We start from the raw sequence: 19,010 nt of genomic DNA, 5'->3' as shown, positions 1-19,010 counted from the left end.
CTCACATGAATACGTATGGATTTACATCGATACTCAATTGATATTCTTTCTTGCTGATCGCTTTCGCCCGCGCTTGTTGAAGCATGGCGAGCACCGGATAAAGCGCCTCCGGCTGTTTTGTCTTGATGAACAGTTGGTAACGATACATGTTTTTAAGTTTGGACAACGGGGCGGGCATCGGCCCGTTCAACCTCGATTGTTCGACGTGGGCGTTCATGAAGTCCTCGGCGAACTGTTCCGCCTCCGTTTGGGCGACGAGCGGGTTTTCAGCCGCGACCGTGACGAGCGTCATGTACCAATAAGGCGGATGGCTCCCGACTTGCCGCAACCTCATCTCTTGTTCGTAAAACGCTTCGAAGTCGTGATGGCTCGCCGTCTCGATGACGTAATGGTCCGGATTGTACGTCTGGACGTACGCCTCGCCCGGCAACTTTCCTCGTCCGGCTCGGCCGGCGACTTGGGTCACGAGCTGGAACGTCCGCTCGGTCGCCCGAAAATCTGGCATGCCGAGCGTCGCGTCGGCTGCGAGCACCCCGACGAGCGTGACGTTCGGGAAGTCGAGCCCTTTGGCGATCATCTGCGTGCCGAGCAGGATATCGGCTTCCCCGTCTTCGAATCGTTTGAGCAGTTGTTCGTGCGACCCTTTTCGTGACGTCGTGTCTTGGTCCATCCGAATGATCCGGGCGTCCGGAATCCGGTTCAACAACTCGGTCTCGATCTTTTGCGTACCGGTCCCGAACTGTTTGATTTTCTTGCTGTCACACGCCGGGCATTTCGACGGCATGCCCATCTCATAACCACAGTAGTGGCACTTCAGACGGTCACCGTGCTGATGATACGTCAAGTTGACGGCACAATGCGGACAGGTGAGTCCCTCGCCGCAGTCCCGGCACATCACGAACGTCGTGAAGCCTCGGCGATTGAGCAAGATGACGCACTGCTCTTTTTTCGCAATGCGGTCGTTGATGGCGAGGAACAAGTCTTCCGAAAACATCGTCGTGTTCCCTCGAGCCAGCTCGCGTCGCATATCAATGATATGGACCGGCGGCATTTCTCCACCGTATCGTTCTTTCAAATGTAAATAGCGGTAAACCCCTCGCTGAGCGCGGGCGTAACTCTCAAGCGACGGTGTGGCGCTGCCGAGCACGACCGGACACCCGTGGTAGCGGGCACGCCAAATCGCGACGTCCCGGGCGTGATAGCGCGGGTTTTCTTCTTGCTTGTACGTCGTCTCATGCTCTTCGTCGAGAATGATGAGGCCGACTCGTTCGAGCGGCGCGAACACGGCCGAACGCGCACCGACGACGACATCGACTTCGCGGCGTTTGATTTTCCGCCACTCATCGTATTTTTCGCCTTGTGAAAGAGCGCTATGGAGCACGGCGACCCGGTCGCCGAACCGTCGTTTGAACCGTTTCACCATCATCGGTGTCAAACTGATCTCAGGGACGAGCAAGATTGCTTGTCTCCCTTCGTCGACGACGCGTCCGATCGCTTCCAAGTAAACTTCCGTCTTCCCGCTGCCAGTCACACCGTGCAACAGTAACGTCTCTCCGGCTTCGGCTTCGCGAATCGCTTTGACGGCGACCGTTTGGCTGTCGTTTAGCTCGACCGTCTCGGTCACTTGTTCAATCAAGGCGTACGGATCTCGATTCAGTTCAATCTCGGTCACCCGGACGGCGCCGAGCGATTCGAGCTTTTGCAGTTGCGCACGTGACAGTCCGATTTGACGGAGCGACGACCAGTACATGCGCGGCACGTCTTCCAACAATTGAATCGCTTCACGCTGTTTTTTCGCACGGGCCGGGACGACCGTCGCGTCCAAGAGTTCGATGACGAGGTCGGTTTTGACCGTCCGCTTTTCTTTGAGGACAGGCGACAACGTCAACTCTCCTTTTTTCGCGCGCTCTAAAATGACGGATTGCACGTCTTTCGGGTATTCCGATAAATGTGTCCCGGCACGGACACCTTCCGGGAGGTCCGTCCCACTGATTTCTTTATCGTAACTTACCTTCAATGCGGCCGGGAGCATCGCGAGGAGAGCCGATGAGCGAAAACATAGTGTCGTCTCTTTCACGTGGGTCGACAAGTCGAGCAATTCCTCGGTGAGCGAAGACGTCTCGTCTAACAGCGCCTCGAGCGGTTTCAGTCCTTCTCTCGTCCCTGGGGACAGACCGGTGACGATTCCGAGCAGACGTCTTGAACCGAACGGGACCGAGACGCGCATTCCTGGTTCGATGAGCGATTCGAACTGGACCGGCACCTCGTAGTCGAACGGGCGGTCGATCGTGATGACCGGCGCATCGACATGGACGTGGGCAATCATTGGATCCCTTCCTTGAAATGCGTGAGCAGTTCGATGGCGAGTTGACGTTTCGTTTGGCGTGGCAGTCGGGTGGAAGACCCGTCCGCCCGGAACAACGTCACTTCATTCTCGTCGGCCCCGAAACCGACACCCGGTGTCGACACATCGTTCGCCACGAGATAATCGACTCGTTTTTTCTCGAGCTTGGCACGGGCATGGGTTTCCAGATGTTCCGTCTCAGCTGCAAACCCGACGAGCGTTTGGGTTGTCTTTCGCATCCCGAGCGTCTTCAAAATGTCGGTCGTCTCCTCGAGTTCGATTGTCAACGGCCCATGGACTTTTTTATGTTTCTCGGCATGAACCGTTTTTGGGCGGTAATCGGCGACTGCCGCCGATTTGATGACGAGGTGCTGCGCATCAAAACGGGCGAGCATCGTCTCGAGCATATCTGCACTTGATTCGACGGGGATGGCTGTCACTCCGGCCGGGACCGGGATTTGAAGCGGACCGTGCACGAGCGTGACGTCTGCTCCCATATCTCGGGCCGCCTCAGCGAGGGCGACACCCATCTTTCCAGATGAATCGTTCGACAAGAAGCGGACCGGGTCGATGCGTTCGACCGTGGGACCGGCTGTCACGAGCACACGTTTCCCGAGCAAGTGTTTCGGGACGAACTGGCTCTCGATGATACGTAACAAGTCTTCTGGTTCCGGTAAACGTCCCCCGCCGATCCAGCCGCATGCGAGGTTGCCGACACCCGGCTCGATGATTTGGTAGCCGAATGATTTGAGCGTCTCAATGTTTCGTCGTGTTGCCGGATGGTCGAGCATATTGACGTTCATCGCCGGCGATACGATGACCGGACATGTCGCCGCCAAGATCGAGGTCGTGATGAAGTCGTCGGCGATTCCATTGGCGAGCTTGGCGATCATGTTCGCCGTCGCCGGGGCGACGACGATCAAGTCGCTTGCGTCCGGAATGTCGATATGAGCGATTTTCGTCGGGTCGTGCTCTTTGAACACGTCCGTATATACCGGATTGCGACTGAGCGCTTGAAACGTCGCTTTCCCGACGAACTGTTCAGCCGACTGCGTCATCGCCACACGGACGTTCGCACCCGCTTGAACGAGTTTCGATGTAAGTGCACACGCCTTGTAGGCGGCGATACCGCCACTCACACAAAGCAAGATGTTCCGATCGTTCACCATTCACAATTCTCCCCCTTATAGACAATGAGACCCAAGGCGCAAACGACTTGGGTCACCATTCATCCGTTGTTTTTTTCGTTCACGATGATTGTCGTGTCACCCGAAAACAGTTCTTCTAGCGCTTGTCCGACCGGCTTAAAAGATTTTGGCGCGGCGATTTTTGGAGCTTTTCCGTCCTGGATTTGGCGGGCCCGCTTCGCAGCGACCGTTACGATCGTATACTTCGACGGGATTGTACGTTGTAAGGCATCAATCGAAGGGTATAACATTAAATGACCTCCATCATGGCTTTTTTATAGAGAGACGCGACACGTTCACGTTTGCAATGCTCGGCCGTCACGATCGCTTTAATGCGATCGATCGCTTTCTCGACTTCATCATTCGTCACGACGTAATCGTAGGCGTCCATCAATTCAATTTCTTCACGAGCGACGAGCAAACGTTGTTTGATGACTTCTTCCGACTCAGTGCCTCGGCCGACAAGACGGTTACGAAGCTCTTGTAGACTCGGCGGGGCCAGGAATAAAAAGACGGCTTCCGGGAACCGCTCTTTCACTTGGAAAGCACCTTGGACTTCAATTTCTAAAATGACGTCCTTGCCGCCTTCGAGCGTTTCACGTACCCATTCGACCGGAGTCCCATAATAGTTCCCGACGAACTCGGCGTGTTCGAGCAACTGGTCGTGCTCGATCATGTCTTCAAACTGTTCTCTCGTCTTAAAGAAGTAATGCACTCCCTCAACTTCTCCTTCACGTGGTTTCCGCGTCGTCGCCGACACCGAATACTGAAGGTTGTTATCCTCTTCCTCACGGAGCACACGGCAGACCGTACCTTTGCCGACGCCGCTTGGACCGGACAAGACGATTAATAATCCTCGTTCTTTAAAATTCAATGCATTGCCCTCCATCTTCTAACATCACATTTCATAATAATAGCAGTCAATCGATTGTTACGGCAAGAAGAAGTTCGGATTTCCTACTTCATCGTACCATATTTTCCGGTAATCTGATAACGTAGAGACAGAAAAAGAACAAAGGTGATGAGACTAGTGGCATATGATGGATTAATGACATATCGTGTCGTAACAGAATTACAAGCGCTCGTCGGCGGACGGATCAACCGCGTCCACCAACCGTACGCGCTCGACTTGATGATTCAAGTCCGGTCGAACCGGCAGAGCGTACAGTTGCTCGTGTCGGCGAACGCGATGTATGCGCGGCTTCAACTGACGGATACTTCGATTAAAAACCCGCAAGAACCTCCGATGTTTTGTATGATGCTCCGCAAGCATATCGAAGGCGGCTTCATTACGGCCATCGAACAAATCGGGCGGGACCGGGTCATCGTCTTCTCGATCCGCTCACGCAACGAGCTCGGCGACGAAGAGAACAAAAAAGTATACATCGAACTGATGGGACGACACTCGAACGTCATCTTGACGAATGAGGACGGCAAAATCTTGGATGCGATCAAGCACTTGCCCCCGTCGCAAAACACGTACCGGACGATCATGCCGGGCAGCGACTATTTGCTGCCGCCCGCCCAAGACAAAGCCGATCCGCTGACAGAGCGAGAAGATGGGCTTAAACGCATCGATTGGAACGCAGGCAAGCTCGATAAGCAACTTGTCGCCAGTTTTGCCGGGCTCAGCCCACAGATCGCCCAAGAAATCGTACACCGGGCAAACGTCACGAACCGTGCGAATGTCGAGACGGCGTTCAAGAGCGTCATCGACGACCTTAAAGGACCATACGTGTTCCAACAGCTCGCCTCTGGCAAAGAACGGTTCGCCCCGCTTCGCCTGACGTTCGGTGACGTCACGTCTGAAGAGACGTACGACTCGAGCAAAGAAGTGCTCGATCGCTTCTTCTATGAGAAAGCGAACCGTGACCGGGTCAAACAGCAAGCCCACGACGTCGAACGTTTGTTGAAGTCCGAGCTCGAGAAAAACCAGTTGAAGCGTAAGCGGTTGCTTGACGACTTGAAAGCGACGGAACGGTCGGATGAGCTTCAAAAATTCGGGGAACTATTGACGACATACTTGTTCCAGCTCGAGAAAGGGATGAAAGTCGCGCACGTCGTCGACTATTATGATGAAGACGGCGCCATGATCGACATCCCGCTCGACCCGCTCAAAACACCGAACGAGAACGCGCAACGTTACTATAAGAAATACAACAAGCTGAAAGTGGCCAAAGTCGAAGTACAAAAGCAAATCGAGTTGAACGAGGCCGAGATCCGTTATTTAGAGACGCTCGTCGCCCAACTCGACGTCGCTTCGCCGTCTGACATTATCGAGATTCGCGAAGAGTTGGCCGAAGGCGGCTACATCCGCCAAAAGCATCAAAAGAAGAAACAGACGAAAAAAATCACGCTCGAAGGCTATACGTCTTCGACCGGCACCGAGTTTTTCGTCGGCAAGAACAACACACAAAACGATCATTTGACGTTCAAGTTCGCAAGGCGTGATGAGATTTGGCTTCACGTGAAAGATATCCCAGGCTCACACGTCATCATTCGCTCGACTGAACCGGATGAGACGACGCTCCTCGAAGCGGCGGCCGTCGCCGCCTACTTCTCGAAAGCACGCGCCTCGAGCGGCGTGCCGGTCGACTATACGAAGGCCCGCTACGTCAAGAAACCGAGCGGTGCCAAGCCCGGCTTCGTCATCTACACGGATCAGCAGACGGTGTACGTCACACCGGATGAGCGGCTTGTTAAATCACTCCAACAATGAGGGTGCCGGCAAAGTTATGAAAACGTGAAAACTCTTTTTAGATTCAAATCACAAAAAGGCCCCGTCGCTTGACGGGGCCTTCGTTTATTTCGGGTTATGTTTGAACGCTTCGAGCTGTTCATGATAGTCGAGCAGGTGACCGTGCAAAATTTCTGAGACGGACAAATCTTCATGCGGGAGCGTAAAGAGCGAGTACGGTTTGTCACACGTGTACAAAATGTCGTGATGGTGGGCGAGCAAATATAAAAACTCGGCCTCGAACGCTTTCCGCTCATCTTCTTCCATCATCAACAACGCTTCCCGATGCTCCGCAAGGCTCTCGAGCAAAAGAACGAGTTTGTCCTCGAGATGGATCAACAGCCGATACTGCTTGATCGTCAAATGCTTCAGTTTCACGTTCGTCACTTTCATATCTTCTTGGAGCATCATGTGCAGTTCTTGATGTCCGAGAATCCGGGCCCGTGTCTCAAGCAGTTCGCCTGGTGACCCGACGAGCTCGCGCCAATGATGGAACATATAGGCCGATGTCTTGCGGATTTCACCGAGGAGCCGCTCTTCGTACCGCGGCGGCATGAACGCATAGTTCACGCCGAGCGAGACGAAGACGCCAACTGCGGTCAACAAGGAACGCGTCCACGCGTAGTGAAAGAAGTCGGTCGTCGGGTTCTCGAGCATGAGCACGATCGCGAACGCCGCATACGTCGACATATGCGTCTTGTCGAACGTCGTGTTGAGCGTCAAGGCGACGATGACAGCAAGTCCGATCGAGATCGGGTTCACCCCGAACGCATAGACGATGAGCAAGCCACACATGAGCCCGACCATCGTGCCGAAAATGCGGCTGAAGACGATTTTCGAGGAACGCTTGACGGTCGGTTGCATCGCCACGACCGCGGCGATGGCACCCATACCAGAATAAATACCGAACACATACCAAGACAACGCGATCGTGATCGCGACGGCGATCCCTGTCTTGATCGTACGGAGGCCGACTTTCGGGATGTATCGTTTATCTATCATTTCAATTCGACCTTCCCTGTCTCAGAGATCAACTCAATCGTCGGACGGTTCGAGTTCGAGAGGCGATACACCCCTTCGCCCATGTCTTGGAATCGCTCGGAAGCGGTCACGCTCCCAGCCGTGTCGACTTGAACTTGTCCGGTCGCATTTCGCGGTTCGAACGTGAGCGCCCCAGCCTCGGTTTGGACGGTCAACGCCTGATTGACGACGATGTCGCGAATCGTGGCGTGACGATACGAGCGAATATCCGCTTGGACGACGCGGACCGATGCGATCGTCGCGTCACTTCGTGTCTCGACCCGCAGTCGATCGGACTCGATTTTTGTCAAGTTGACCGCGTTCGCATCGAGGACGATCGTCTTCGCGATCAAACCTTGACCGGTCACTTGCTCGGCGGTCACGTCGATCGAGGTCATTGAACTCGGGAGCGAGACCCGAATTTTATAGCGGGACGGGGCCGTGCTCGGCCGGCTGCCGAACTGACTGAGACGTCCGTAACGTTCGACGACCGAAATCGTGTCCCCGACCGATTTGACTTTAACCGTCCGTTCTTTCGAGTTCGTCTGCAGCACCTCGATCTGTACTTTTTCGTTCGTGCTGCGGACGAACTCGACATTGCCGTGTGCCGTCTCTAAGCGCAGCTTTTTCATTTGATAGCGGTCCTCATACTTGTCCCCGAGCGCCAACACGTGGCTGAATACGAATAAATTCACGAAAAAAAGGACGGGCAAGATGATGAGGACGAGACCGAACGCGATTTTACGATGTTTCGGGATGTCTTGAAACCGCGCCTTCCATGACTTCCCTTTCATTCTAGAGTACGCCATATCTCTCTCCTTCTTAATTTGCTTTCCCTATTCTAACACGTCCAGTATCACATGTTGCCAACAGAAAAAGAATCCGCCCGGAGGTGGATTCTTGAAAAGGCTCATTTTGATGTGACGTGTTCACTCCAACTTTGCGGATCATGTTGCCACTCGTACAAGGAAGCGGCCTCGCTTTCGCTGATGACACCCGTCTCCAAGGCGACTTCAAGCAACTCGCCAAGCGTCGTCAACGCGTGCGCGTTCACACCGGAGTCTAACAGATTGATGGCGAGACGGCTCAGACTATAGGAGAAGATGGCTTGAATGGTAATCACGTCTCCTCCCGCTTTTTGGATCGCTTTGGCGGCCTCGATGCTCGACGAACCGGTCGACAACAAGTCCTCAATCACGACGACCCGGGCCCCAGGCGCAAACCGGCCCTCGATTTGATTTCCTTTGCCATGTCCTTTCGCACTCGAGCGGACATAGACGAGCGGCAAACCGAGGCGGTCGGCCAAGAGCGTAGCGTGAGGAATCCCTGCCGTCGCCGTCCCGGCGATGACGTCGGCACCGAGCGGGCGAACCGCTTCGACGAGCGCTTCGACGATTATATCGCGAACTTCGGGATAACTGAGCGTCAACCGGTTGTCACAATAAATCGGGCTCTTCATCCCGCTCGACCACGTATACGGGTTCTCCGGCGAGAGCGTCACGGCCTCGATTTCTAATAATGCTTCAGCGATTTGTCTCATAAGTTCGACTCCATTCCTGTAAGTAGTAGGTGTAAGCGGCGTTCGGGTCTTCGGCCCGGGTGATCGGGCGGCCGACGACGATTGCCGACACTCCGGCTTCGCGGGCCGCTTTCGGCGTCGCGACCCGGACTTGATCATCCGTCGTCTCGTTCATGCGAATACCTGGCGTCACGGTTAAAAATTGAGAACCGAGTGCTTGGTGAATCGCGCGGGCTTCATGCACCGAGGCGACGACCCCGTCGAGCCCCGCTCGCTCTGCGGACAACGCTTGCCGCAGGACGGCTCGTTCGAGACCGCCTTCGATATGCAGTTCTTCAGCGAGCATCCGCTCGTCCGTCGACGTCAACTGGGTGACACCGATCAATCGTGTCGTCTCGTTCACATCACGCAGTCCGTCGAGCGCATAGCGCATCATCGTCTCACCGCCAAGCGTATGCACGTTCGTCAATTCGACACCGAGCCGCCCGATTTGGCGGAGTGTCCGTCGTGCCGTCTCTGGGATGTCGTGGACTTTGACGTCTAAAAAGACGGGATATCCCTCGCCGACGAGCCGTTCCACGAACTGCCCGCCTTCGTGATAGAACAGTTCCATCCCGACTTTCACGGCCGGTTTTGCCTCGATGCGCCGCAACAGACGAAATGCCTCTTCGGCCGTCTCCACGTCAAGCGCGAGATACAGTCTGTGCATAAGCTCTCCCCCTGACATCTAAAATATGGTCGATTCCGAGTTCATCGAGCCGTCCGGGCAACGCTTCGATGATTTCTTGACATACGTAAGGATTCTCAAAGTTGGCCGTCCCGACCGCGACCGCGGACGCCCCCGCGTAAATGAACTCGAGAACATCGTCGACCGTTCGCACCCCGCCCATCCCGATAATCGGAATGTTGACGGCTTGCGCGACTTCATACACCATTCGGATCGCGACCGGTTTGATGGCAGGGCCCGACAGACCACCGATCCGGTTCGCTAAAATCGGTTGACCCGTCGTGACGTCGATGCGCATGCCGACGAGTGTATTGATCATCGTGATCCCGTCGGCACCGGCCGCTTCGACCGCTCGCGCCATATCGGTGATCGACGTGACGTTCGGTGACAGCTTGACGTACACCGGCTTCGACGAGGCCGCTTTGACGAGACGAGTCAGTTCGGCTGCCATAACCGGGTCGGTACCGAACTGCATGCCGCCACATTTCACGTTCGGACAGGAAATGTTCAGTTCGAGCGCTTTGATCGTCGGGTCCGCGCTCAACTGCCGCGCGACGTGGACGTATTCTTCAGACGTCGACCCGGCGACGTTGGCGATGATTTCGGTGTCAAACGCGGACAAGAACGGCAATTTCGTGTCAATGATCGCTTCAACGCCCGGATTTTGCAGGCCGATGGCGTTGAGCATCCCTTGCGCCGTCTCGGCGACACGCGGCGTGTTGTTGCCAAAACGCGACTCCCCCGTCGACGCCTTGATCATGATGCCCCCAAGGACGGACAAGTCATACAGCTTGGCAAACTCTTCCCCGAACCCGAAACATCCCGACGCCGGCATAATCGGATTTTTTAACGACAAGCCTGGCAAATCGACGTGAAGTCTCATAACGTCACCTCTTCTGCTTGAAATACCGGTCCATCGCTGCATACTTTGACGTAGCCGCCCGGTGCTTGACAGACACAGGCGAAGCACGCCCCGATGCCGCACCCCATCCGATTCTCGATCGAGATGTAACGTTCCGGGATATGGGACGCTGCGACTGCTTTTAACATCGGTTCCGGGCCACAGCTGAACAAGACGTCCGCTTGGATGCGTTCGAGCGGGCCGGTGACGAATCCTTGTTCACCGTACGATCCGTCGACCGTCGTGACGATCGTCTCCCCTAGCTCACGGAACGCGTCTTCATAGAAAATGCTTTCTTTCGTATCAAACCCGAGAATTGCCACCGTCTCGATGCCGCGCGCGGCGAGCATGCGACGCGTGTAGTAAAGCGGTGGAATTCCGATCCCCCCACCGACCAACACGACCCGTTTTCCAGTTTGGTCGAGCGGGAAACCGTTGCCGAGCGGACCGAGGACGTCTAACTTATCCCCGGCTTTGCGCGCAGCCAGATCAGTCGTGCCGGCACCGATGACTTTATAAAGGAACGTGACGACGTTCCCATCGACGTTCGCGACCGAAAGCGGCCGCCTTAGCAGTTGCGACGTCTTCACATGAAAGAACGTACCCGGGGCGATTTCTCCTGCCCCGACCGACACTTTCATCTCCATCGCGCCTTTGGCGACGGGACGATTGGATAACACGGTCGCCATTTGTCTCATACGGTCACCCCGAATTCAGTGAAAGCCGGTAAACTCGTCGTCTGGAACGATAGACTCTCGATGACTTGCAAGAGCGCTTTGACCGTATCGAGCGATGTCAGACAAAGGACACCTTGCTCAGCGGCGGCCCGACGGATGATGAACCCGTCTTTCGTCGCGAGCGCGTCTCGTGTCGTCGTGTTCAAGACGATGTCGACGCCTCGTTCAATGACACTCAGCATCGTCTCTCCGTCTTCTTTGATCTTCCCGACTTGTCTCACCGGAAGACCGTCCCGTTCGAGCACCTTTGCCGTCCCCGCCGTCGCCATCAAACGGAAACCGAGTCGATGGAAGCGGCGGGCGAGATCGAGCGCTTCTTCTTTGTCTTGGTCGGCGATCGTCAAGAGGACGTTGCCTTTCAAGGCGATTGTCATACCGGCGGCGACAAGCCCTTTATAGAGCGCTTTTTCGAGCGTCCGGTCCGTCGCCATGACTTCGCCCGTCGATTTCATTTCAGGCCCGAGCGACGGATCGACTTCTTTTAATTTTGCGAAACTGAACACCGGCACTTTGACCGAAATGTCGTCCGCTTCCGGATGAAGCCCGGTGCCGAGGCCGAGTTGTTGCAAGCTCGTCCCGAGAATGACTTGCGTCGCGATGCGTGCGACCGGAAGCCCCGTCACTTTCGAGATGAACGGCACCGTCCGGCTCGCCCGTGGGTTGACCTCGATGACGTATAAATCGTCCGCGTAAACGAACTGGATGTTGAGCAACCCTTTGATGTTGAACGCCTTAGCGAGTTTGATCGTGTAGTCGACGACTTTTTGTTTCAACGCCGCGCTCAACCGTTGCGGCGGGTACACCGCGATCGAATCGCCCGAGTGAACCCCGGCCCGTTCGATATGTTCCATGATGCCCGGGATATAGACGTCCGTGCCGTCACAGATGGCGTCGACTTCGATTTCGATTCCCGTCAAATAGCGGTCGATGAGTACGGGACGATCTTTCGAGGCGACGACGGCGTGGCGCATATAGCGCTCTAGTTCCGAACGTTCGTAGACGATTTCCATGGCGCGACCGCCAAGGACGTAAGATGGCCGGACGAGCACCGGGTAGCCGAGCGTATCGGCACAGGCGACGGCCTCTTCGACCGTGACAGCCGTCTTGCCAGGCGGCTGGGCAAGCGATTCGCGGGTAAGCGTCGCTTCGAACGCTTTCCGGTCTTCGGCGCGGTCGATGTCTTCGAGTGACGTTCCGATGATCCGAATACCGTGTGCCTCGAGCGAAGCCGCCAAGTTGATGGCCGTCTGACCACCGAATTGGACGATGACACCGAGCGGGTCTTCGTTGCGCACGACTTCGAGTACGTCTTCTGTCGTGAGCGGTTCAAAGTACAGCCGGTCCGAAATCGAGAAGTCGGTCGACACCGTCTCCGGGTTGTTGTTGACGATGATCGCCTCGTATCCGGCATCGCGAATCGTTTGAATCGAATGGACCGTCGCGTAATCGAACTCGACGCCTTGTCCGATTCGAATCGGGCCCGAACCGAGGACGAGAATCGATGGCTTGTCCGTCTTCACCGCTTCATTCTCGACTTCGTACGTCCCGTAAAAATACGGTGTTTCCGATGTGAACTCGGCCGCGCACGTGTCGACCATTTTATAGACCGGACGGATGTCCCATTCGCTCCGGAGCGAAGTGACCGCTTCAGTCGTTTCGTTCATGATGCGGGCAATCATCTTGTCGCTGAAGCCGAGCCGTTTCACATCACGGAGTCGCTCCGCCGTGAGCGGCTCATCGTTTAGCTTCGTTTCATGCCGCCAAATGTTCGCTAGTTTTGCCAAGAAGAAGCGGTCGATGCTCGTCAACTCATGAAGTCGTTCTGTCGAGTAACCGCGTCGGAGCGCCTCATAGAGCATCCAGAGCCGTTCATCGGTCGGCGTCGCCAATTCCTGGTCGAGCGTGTCATCGCTCAACTCAGCCAAGCGCGGCTGTGCCAAGTCTTCCGTCCCGAGTTCGAGCGAACGGACGGCTTTCAGGAGCGCCTCTTCCAAGTTGCGGCCGATCGCCATCACTTCCCCGGTCGCTTTCATCTGCGTGCCGAGACGGCGGTCCGCGCTCTCAAACTTATCGAACGCGAAGCGCGGGATTTTGGCGACGACGTAATCAAGCGCCGGTTCGAACGAGGCGTAGCTCGTCTCGGTCACCGGGTTTTTGAGTTCGGACAACTTATAGCCGACCGCGACTTTAGCGGCGAGTTTCGCAATCGGATAGCCGGTCGCTTTCGAGGCAAGGGCAGAGCTGCGCGAGACGCGCGGGTTGACTTCGATGACGTAGTACGTGAAGCTGTCCGGGTCGAGTGCGAACTGAATGTTGCAGCCGCCTTCGATCCCGAGCGCGCGAATGATGTCGAGCGAGACGCTACGGAGCATTTGATAGTCGCGGTCAGACAGCGTCTGCGTCGGAGCAAAGACGATCGAGTCGCCCGTATGGACCCCGACCGGATCAAAGTTTTCCATCGCACAGACGATGATGGCCTGGTCACTCGAGTCACGCATGACCTCGTATTCGACTTCTTTCATTCCGGCGATCGATTTTTCGAGTAACACTTGCGTGACCGGACTCGCCTTGAGCCCTGACTCGACGATTTGTTCGAACGACTCCCGGTCGTGGGCGATCCCGCCACCGGTTCCTCCGAGCGTGTACGCCGGACGGATGATGATCGGATAGCCGATTTTGTCGGCAAAACCCCAGGCCGATTCGAGCGACTGCACGATCTCACTTTCAGGCACACCGTGACCGAGCTTGTACATCAAGTCGCGGAACTGTTCCCGGTCCTCGGCTTGTTCGATGGCCGACAGTTTCGTCCCGAGCAGTTCGACGCCGCAATCTTCAAGGACGCCGCGGCGATCAAGTTCCATCGCCAAGTTGAGCCCCGTCTGGCCGCCGAGCGTCGCAAGCAGCGCGTCCGGTCGTTCTTGACGGATGATTCGCTCGACAAACTCCGACTCGAGCGGTTCGATATACACACGGTCCGCTGTCGTCGGGTCGGTCATGATCGTCGCCGGGTTCGAGTTGACGAGGATGACCTCATATCCTTCTTCTTTTAAAGCTAGACACGCCTGTGTACCAGCATAGTCAAATTCTGCCGCTTGTCCAATGACGATCGGCCCTGATCCGATCACGAGGATTTTTTGAATGTCTGGTCGTTTTGGCATGTCACATTCCTACTTTCTGTTTGTTTTCTTGGACGAGTTGCATGAAGCGATCGAACAAGTCGTTGGCATCATACGGTCCCGGCGCCGCTTCCGGATGGTATTGGACAGAGAACGTCGGATGATGCAAATGTCTTACGCCTTCAACCGTCCCATCATTGACGGCCCGGTGCGTGACGATGAGCGAAGTGTGAGCGAGCGAGGACTCGTCGACGGCGTAGCCATGGTTTTGCGATGTGATCGTCACCGCGCCCGTCTCAAGTTCAAGCACCGGATGGTTGGCGCCGCGATGTCCGAACGGAAGCTTGAACGTATTCGCACCGCTTGCGAGCGAAATCAATTGATGCCCGAGACAAATGCCGAATATCGGAAGTTTCGGCATGAGCGTCTCGATGAGCGGAAGCGCCGTCGGGACGTCTTTCGGATCACCCGGTCCGTTCGAGAGCATGACCCCGTCCGGCTCGTAGCGCATCACATCCTCTGCCGTCACGTCGTGCGGCAAGACGACGACTTCGCAGTCGCGTTTGACGAGCTCACGCATGATGCCGAGCTTCGCCCCGAAATCGATGAGGGCGATGCGCGGACCGCTTCCGGTCGTGACGTAGGCTCGCTTCGTCGACACCCGTTCGACTTGATCGGTACGCAAGCCGTCCTCAAACCGGCTTGAAGCGGTCGCCCACGTCGATTCCCCGTCGACCATGACACCGCGCATAACTCCGCGCGAGCGAAGATGACGCGTGAGCATCCGCGTATCGATCCCTTCTAGTCCCGGGATCCCGAAACGTTCGAGCGTCTCAGACAGCGTCGCCGTCGAGCGGAAGTTCGATGGCGTCTCGCACACTTCTTTGACGATGAGCCCTTTCGCCATCGGCACCGTCGTCTCGAAGTCTTCCCGGTTGACCCCGTAGTTCCCGATCAATGGGTTCGTCAACACGATGAGCTGGTCACAATAGGACGGGTCCGACAACATTTCTTGGTAGCCGGTCATCCCCGTTTGGAACACGACCTCTCCGCTCGTCTCCACGTCGGCGCCGAACGCCTTCCCTACAAATGCCGTCCCGTCTTCAAGCCATAATGTTCGTTTCATCGAATCTCCCCTTATATACGATTTCTCCGGCCGCGATCGTCATGACCGGCCATCCTGTCAGTGCTTTTCCTGCGAACGGTGTGTTCTTCCCTTTCGAACGGAACGTCGCCGGGTCAACTTGGCGCACCGTTTCCGTGTCGATGAGGACAAGGTCCGCCGCTCGTCCGGCGTCGATCACGCCGTAAGGCAATCCGAACACCTCACTCGGACGTCTCGTCATCCAATCGATGAGCGCCGCTTCTTCCATCTGTCCGGTTTTGACGAACGTCGTGTAGAGGAGCGGGAACGCCGTCTCGAACCCGGTGATGCCGAACGGAGCCCGTTCCATTCCTTCCGCTTTTTCTGCTACCGTATGCGGGGCGTGATCGGTCGCGATCATGTCGATCGTCCCATCGAACAACCCTTCTAAGAGCGCGTCGCGGTCGTCTCGGCTCCGGAGCGGCGGGTTCATCTTGAAGTTCGCATCGAGTCCCGGGATGTCGTCTTCACACAAGACGAGGTGGTGCGGCGTCACTTCGGCCGTGACGTGAACGCCTGCTCGTTTTGCGTCGCGAATGACTCGGACCGACTGTCGTGATGAGACGTGGCAGACGTGATAGTGACAGCCCGTCTCTTCGGCGATTAAAACGTCACGCGCGATGTGGATGCTCTCGGCAAGACTTGGAATCCCTTGAATGCCGTGTTGTTGACTGAACTTCCCTTCATGGACCGAACCGGCCTTGAGCGTATTGTCTTCACAGTGCGCCACGACCGCTTTGCCGAGCCGTTTCGCCTCGCGCATCGCTTGGCGCATCATCGCGGCCGATTGGACACCGACACCGTCGTCGGTGAAGGCGAACGCGTCTTTGAGCGAATCCATGTCGACTTGCTCCATTCCGAGCTGGCGTTTCGTGATGGCGGCGTATGGGAGCACGCGGACTAAAGCGTCTTGTTCGATTTTAGCCAAGAGCTTGTCCATCGTCGCCCGGTCGTCCGGTACGGGACGTGTGTTCGGCATGGCACAAATCGTCGTGAATCCTCCGGCCGCTGCCGCCTCGGTCCCCGTCTTGATCGTCTCTTTCTTCTCCCCGCCTGGTTCCCGCAAATGGACGTGCACATCGACGAGTCCCGGGATGAGGAGCTTTCCGCTCGCGTCGATCAAGTCGTGACCGTCCGTCGGTCCGTCATAGTCGACCGAACGGATGATACCGTCCTCGATCAATAAGTTACTTGTCCGTTTCGTTGATCCGTCATACCACGTTGCTCGTTGAAGTATCATAATTGTCCCCCTAATGCTCGATGTAAGATGGCCATGCGTGCGTATACCCCGTTCGTCATTTGTGGAAAGATGCGCGACTGTCGGTGTTCAATTAAACTGCCCGCGATTTCGACGTCCCGATTGACCGGGGCCGGATGCATGATGATGGCACCCGGTTTCATTCGTTCGACCCGTTCGACCGTCAAGCCGAAGCGAGCATGATAGTCTTCTTTCGAGAAGATGTCACCCATGATATGGCGCTCATGTTGAACGCGGAGCAACATGATGACATCGCAGTCTGGCAAGATGTCGTCGATGTCGCGATGAACGAGTCCCATCGAATCGTCCCACCACGACTCGGGGCTGCAGCCGACGACGTTCGCGCCGAGCCGTTTCAATACCGAGGCGTTCGATCGGGCGACACGGCTATGGACGAGGTCGCCGCAAATGGCGACATTCAATCCTTGAAACGTCTTGTACTCTTCATAGATGGTGACGAGGTCGAGGAGCGACTGCGACGGGTGTTCCCCGCTGCCGTCCCCTCCGTTTAGCACCGGGATGGACAGCTTCTCGACGAGCTCATGATAGTACCCGTCCTCCGGATGACGGATGACGAGGGCGTCGACACCGATCGCCTCGAGCGTCTTGCACGTATCGTAGAGCGTCTCGCCTTTCGTCACTGACGACGTCGCCACATCGAACGGGATCTCTTGGATCTTCAAATGTCGTTCGGCCATTTGAAACGAATTTTTCGTCCGTGTCGAGTTTTCAAAGAACAAGTTGGCGACCGTCTTTCCATCAAACAAAGGTGGCATATCGCCTTGTTTATAGCGCAGTGACTCCTCGATCATTCCCATAATTTCTTCTAATGTAAGTGTGTCGAGACTGACAAAATGTTTCGGTTGTTGTTTGATCAAGTTCATGTTCGTCTCCTCCTTTTGTTAGAAGGCAAAGAGAAAAGGCGCCTCTTCACCTACGTGAAGGGACGCCTTCATTTGGATAGACTACACCCAAATAAACGAGCCTTCACTTTGCCGACCTCACGGGATCGAATTAAAAGTTACTTGCTTGTCGAGTTTCTTCAATTGGTTGCTCTTCCGCTTCCGCATCCGTCTCTTCTTTTGGCAAGAAGGCGTTCAAGAGGATACCGACGATTGTCGCGAGCGCCATCCCTTGGACCGGGAAGCTGCCGAGCTGGACCATCGCGCCGCCTAGTCCGACGACGAGGATGACCGAGGCAATGATCAAATTACGTTTCTCGGCGAGGTCGACTTTGCTTTCGACCATCGTCCGTAAGCCGTTCGAGGCGATGACACCGAACAACAAGATCGAGATGCCGCCTTTGACCGGGTTCGGGATTGTCGAGATGAACGCTTCGACGTGTCCGAGGAAGCCGAAGCTGATGGCCATGAGTGCCGCACCGGCAATCACGTAGACACTGTACACTTTCGTGATCGCCATGACGCCGTTGTTTTCACCGTACGTCGTACATGGCGGACCACCGAGTGCCGAAGCGACTGCTTTCCCGACGCCGTCGCCGAGAAGCGTACGGTGCAGGCCGGGGTCTTTCATCGTTTCGCGTCCGATGATTTTCGACGTGACCATTTGGTCGCCGATATGCTCTGTCATCGTGACGAGAGCGACCGGGACGATGGCGAGGAGCGCCCCGACTTGCCACATCGGCATGTAGTCGACGAACACCATCGTGAAATCAGGAAGTTGGAACAAGCTCGCTTGCCCGATGGCCGAGTAGTCGATGATTCCGAACATGGCGGCAATCGCATAGCCTCCGACGATTCCGAAGAGGATCGGGACGGCGCCCCACACCCCTTTTAATTTCGTCATCGCTACCATCGTGATCCCGAGCGTGAGCAAGGCGATCGTGATGAACGTGCCGTTGTACGCCCCGTCTTGATTCATCGACATGTCGATGGCGACCGGCGCGAGTGACAGGCCAATGACCATGATGACCGGTCCGACGACGACCGGTGGCAAGAGACGCAGGAGCCAGCTCACACCCGTTTTATAGATGATGAGCGAGACGACACCGTAAACGGAGCCGGCGATGATGCCGCCGAACAGTGCGGCTTCGACGCCCCATTGTTGGCTGACCGCGATGATCGGCGCGATATAGGCGAAGCTTGACCCGAGGTACGTCGGGACTTTGAAGCGGGTGATGGCTAGGAATGAGAGCGTGGCCACTCCGGAAGCGACGAGGGCGACAGATGTGTTCAGTCCTGTCAAAATCGGGACTAAAATCGTCGCTCCGAACATGGCGAAGACGTGTTGAAGGCTGAAGAGCAGCCATTGTGGCAAGTGAGCAGGACGCTCGTGGATGTTGAGGATTGGTTTCATATGT

Annotated in this window: 16 protein-coding genes; 1 reads left to right on the top strand and 15 read right to left on the bottom strand. The window is 56.1% G+C overall.

From position 1 onward, the window contains the following. Position 1 precedes the first annotated feature (1 nt). The 4 genes from priA to gmk are packed head-to-tail and all read right to left on the bottom strand — an operon-like array spanning position 2 to position 4,405. Entirely contained in the window at positions 2-2,326 is a 2,325-nt protein-coding gene (gene priA, locus JJU47_RS10755; protein ID WP_228619201.1) for a primosomal protein N', read from the bottom strand. After that, positions 2,323-3,513 (bottom strand): bifunctional phosphopantothenoylcysteine decarboxylase/phosphopantothenate--cysteine ligase CoaBC, encoded by a 1,191-nt coding sequence (coaBC, locus tag JJU47_RS10750; protein ID WP_228619198.1) that lies wholly within the window; start codon positions 3,511-3,513, stop codon positions 2,323-2,325. Before coaBC ends, priA begins: the two co-directional genes overlap by 4 nt. Before the next feature lie 59 nt (positions 3,514-3,572). Continuing rightward, positions 3,573-3,782 carry a DNA-directed RNA polymerase subunit omega gene (gene rpoZ, locus JJU47_RS10745; RefSeq protein ID WP_228619194.1) on the bottom strand — a complete coding sequence of 70 codons (210 nt, stop codon included), beginning with the start codon at positions 3,780-3,782 and terminating at the stop codon, positions 3,573-3,575. Next, positions 3,782-4,405, bottom strand: a complete 624-nt coding sequence (gene gmk, locus JJU47_RS10740; protein WP_024370053.1) for a guanylate kinase — start codon at positions 4,403-4,405, stop codon at positions 3,782-3,784. The genes rpoZ and gmk overlap by 1 nt, the downstream gene beginning before the upstream one ends. Before the next feature lie 156 nt (positions 4,406-4,561). Between gmk and JJU47_RS10735 the strand changes: the two genes are divergently transcribed. Further along, positions 4,562-6,250 carry an Rqc2 family fibronectin-binding protein gene (locus tag JJU47_RS10735; RefSeq protein ID WP_228619319.1) on the top strand — a complete coding sequence of 563 codons (1,689 nt, stop codon included), beginning with the start codon at positions 4,562-4,564 and terminating at the stop codon, positions 6,248-6,250. An 84-nt stretch (positions 6,251-6,334) separates the two neighbouring features. Here JJU47_RS10735 and JJU47_RS10730 read toward each other — a convergent pair whose 3' ends face one another. The 11 genes from JJU47_RS10730 to JJU47_RS10680 form a co-directional block, all read right to left on the bottom strand. Then, positions 6,335-7,270 carry an FUSC family protein gene (locus JJU47_RS10730; protein ID WP_228619191.1) on the bottom strand — a complete coding sequence of 312 codons (936 nt, stop codon included), beginning with the start codon at positions 7,268-7,270 and terminating at the stop codon, positions 6,335-6,337. After that, the gene (locus JJU47_RS10725) at positions 7,267-8,097 is read right to left on the bottom strand and encodes a hypothetical protein (RefSeq protein WP_228619186.1); all 831 of its coding nucleotides are present in this window, start codon (positions 8,095-8,097) and stop codon (positions 7,267-7,269) included. The genes JJU47_RS10730 and JJU47_RS10725 overlap by 4 nt, the downstream gene beginning before the upstream one ends. Positions 8,098-8,198: 101 nt before the next feature. Continuing rightward, positions 8,199-8,828, bottom strand: coding sequence for an orotate phosphoribosyltransferase (gene pyrE / locus JJU47_RS10720; RefSeq protein ID WP_228619182.1), 630 nt, complete (start codon positions 8,826-8,828; stop codon positions 8,199-8,201). Continuing rightward, positions 8,812-9,516, bottom strand: coding sequence for an orotidine-5'-phosphate decarboxylase (gene pyrF / locus JJU47_RS10715; protein ID WP_228619179.1), 705 nt, complete (start codon positions 9,514-9,516; stop codon positions 8,812-8,814). The genes pyrE and pyrF overlap by 17 nt, the downstream gene beginning before the upstream one ends. Further along, the gene (locus tag JJU47_RS10710) at positions 9,491-10,417 is read right to left on the bottom strand and encodes a dihydroorotate dehydrogenase (protein WP_483298127.1); all 927 of its coding nucleotides are present in this window, start codon (positions 10,415-10,417) and stop codon (positions 9,491-9,493) included. The genes pyrF and JJU47_RS10710 overlap by 26 nt, the downstream gene beginning before the upstream one ends. Then, complete coding sequence (locus JJU47_RS10705; RefSeq protein WP_228619172.1) at positions 10,414-11,133, bottom strand: dihydroorotate dehydrogenase electron transfer subunit; 720 nt, start codon at positions 11,131-11,133, stop codon at positions 10,414-10,416. The genes JJU47_RS10710 and JJU47_RS10705 overlap by 4 nt, the downstream gene beginning before the upstream one ends. Beyond that, a complete protein-coding gene (gene carB / locus JJU47_RS10700) occupies positions 11,130-14,330 on the bottom strand; it encodes a carbamoyl-phosphate synthase large subunit (protein WP_228619170.1) in 3,201 nt (1,066 codons plus the stop codon). Before carB ends, JJU47_RS10705 begins: the two co-directional genes overlap by 4 nt. Position 14,331: 1 nt before the next feature. Then, positions 14,332-15,414 (bottom strand): carbamoyl phosphate synthase small subunit, encoded by a 1,083-nt coding sequence (locus JJU47_RS10695; RefSeq protein WP_228619166.1) that lies wholly within the window; start codon positions 15,412-15,414, stop codon positions 14,332-14,334. Continuing rightward, the gene (locus JJU47_RS10690; RefSeq protein WP_228619163.1) at positions 15,392-16,672 is read right to left on the bottom strand and encodes a dihydroorotase; all 1,281 of its coding nucleotides are present in this window, start codon (positions 16,670-16,672) and stop codon (positions 15,392-15,394) included. Before JJU47_RS10690 ends, JJU47_RS10695 begins: the two co-directional genes overlap by 23 nt. Then, positions 16,669-17,574 (bottom strand): aspartate carbamoyltransferase catalytic subunit, encoded by a 906-nt coding sequence (locus tag JJU47_RS10685; protein WP_228619161.1) that lies wholly within the window; start codon positions 17,572-17,574, stop codon positions 16,669-16,671. Before JJU47_RS10685 ends, JJU47_RS10690 begins: the two co-directional genes overlap by 4 nt. A gap of 130 nt (positions 17,575-17,704) precedes the next feature. Next, positions 17,705-19,006, bottom strand: coding sequence for a uracil-xanthine permease family protein (locus JJU47_RS10680; RefSeq protein ID WP_228619159.1), 1,302 nt, complete (start codon positions 19,004-19,006; stop codon positions 17,705-17,707). Positions 19,007-19,010 lie beyond the last annotated feature (4 nt).

This window comes from Exiguobacterium sp. (genome assembly GCF_020832205.1).
In the GTDB taxonomy this organism is placed as follows: Bacteria; Bacillota; Bacilli; order Exiguobacteriales; family Exiguobacteriaceae; genus Exiguobacterium.
The sequence above is the reverse complement of the archived record's forward strand: the minus strand, read 5'-3'. Positions and strand labels throughout refer to the sequence as shown.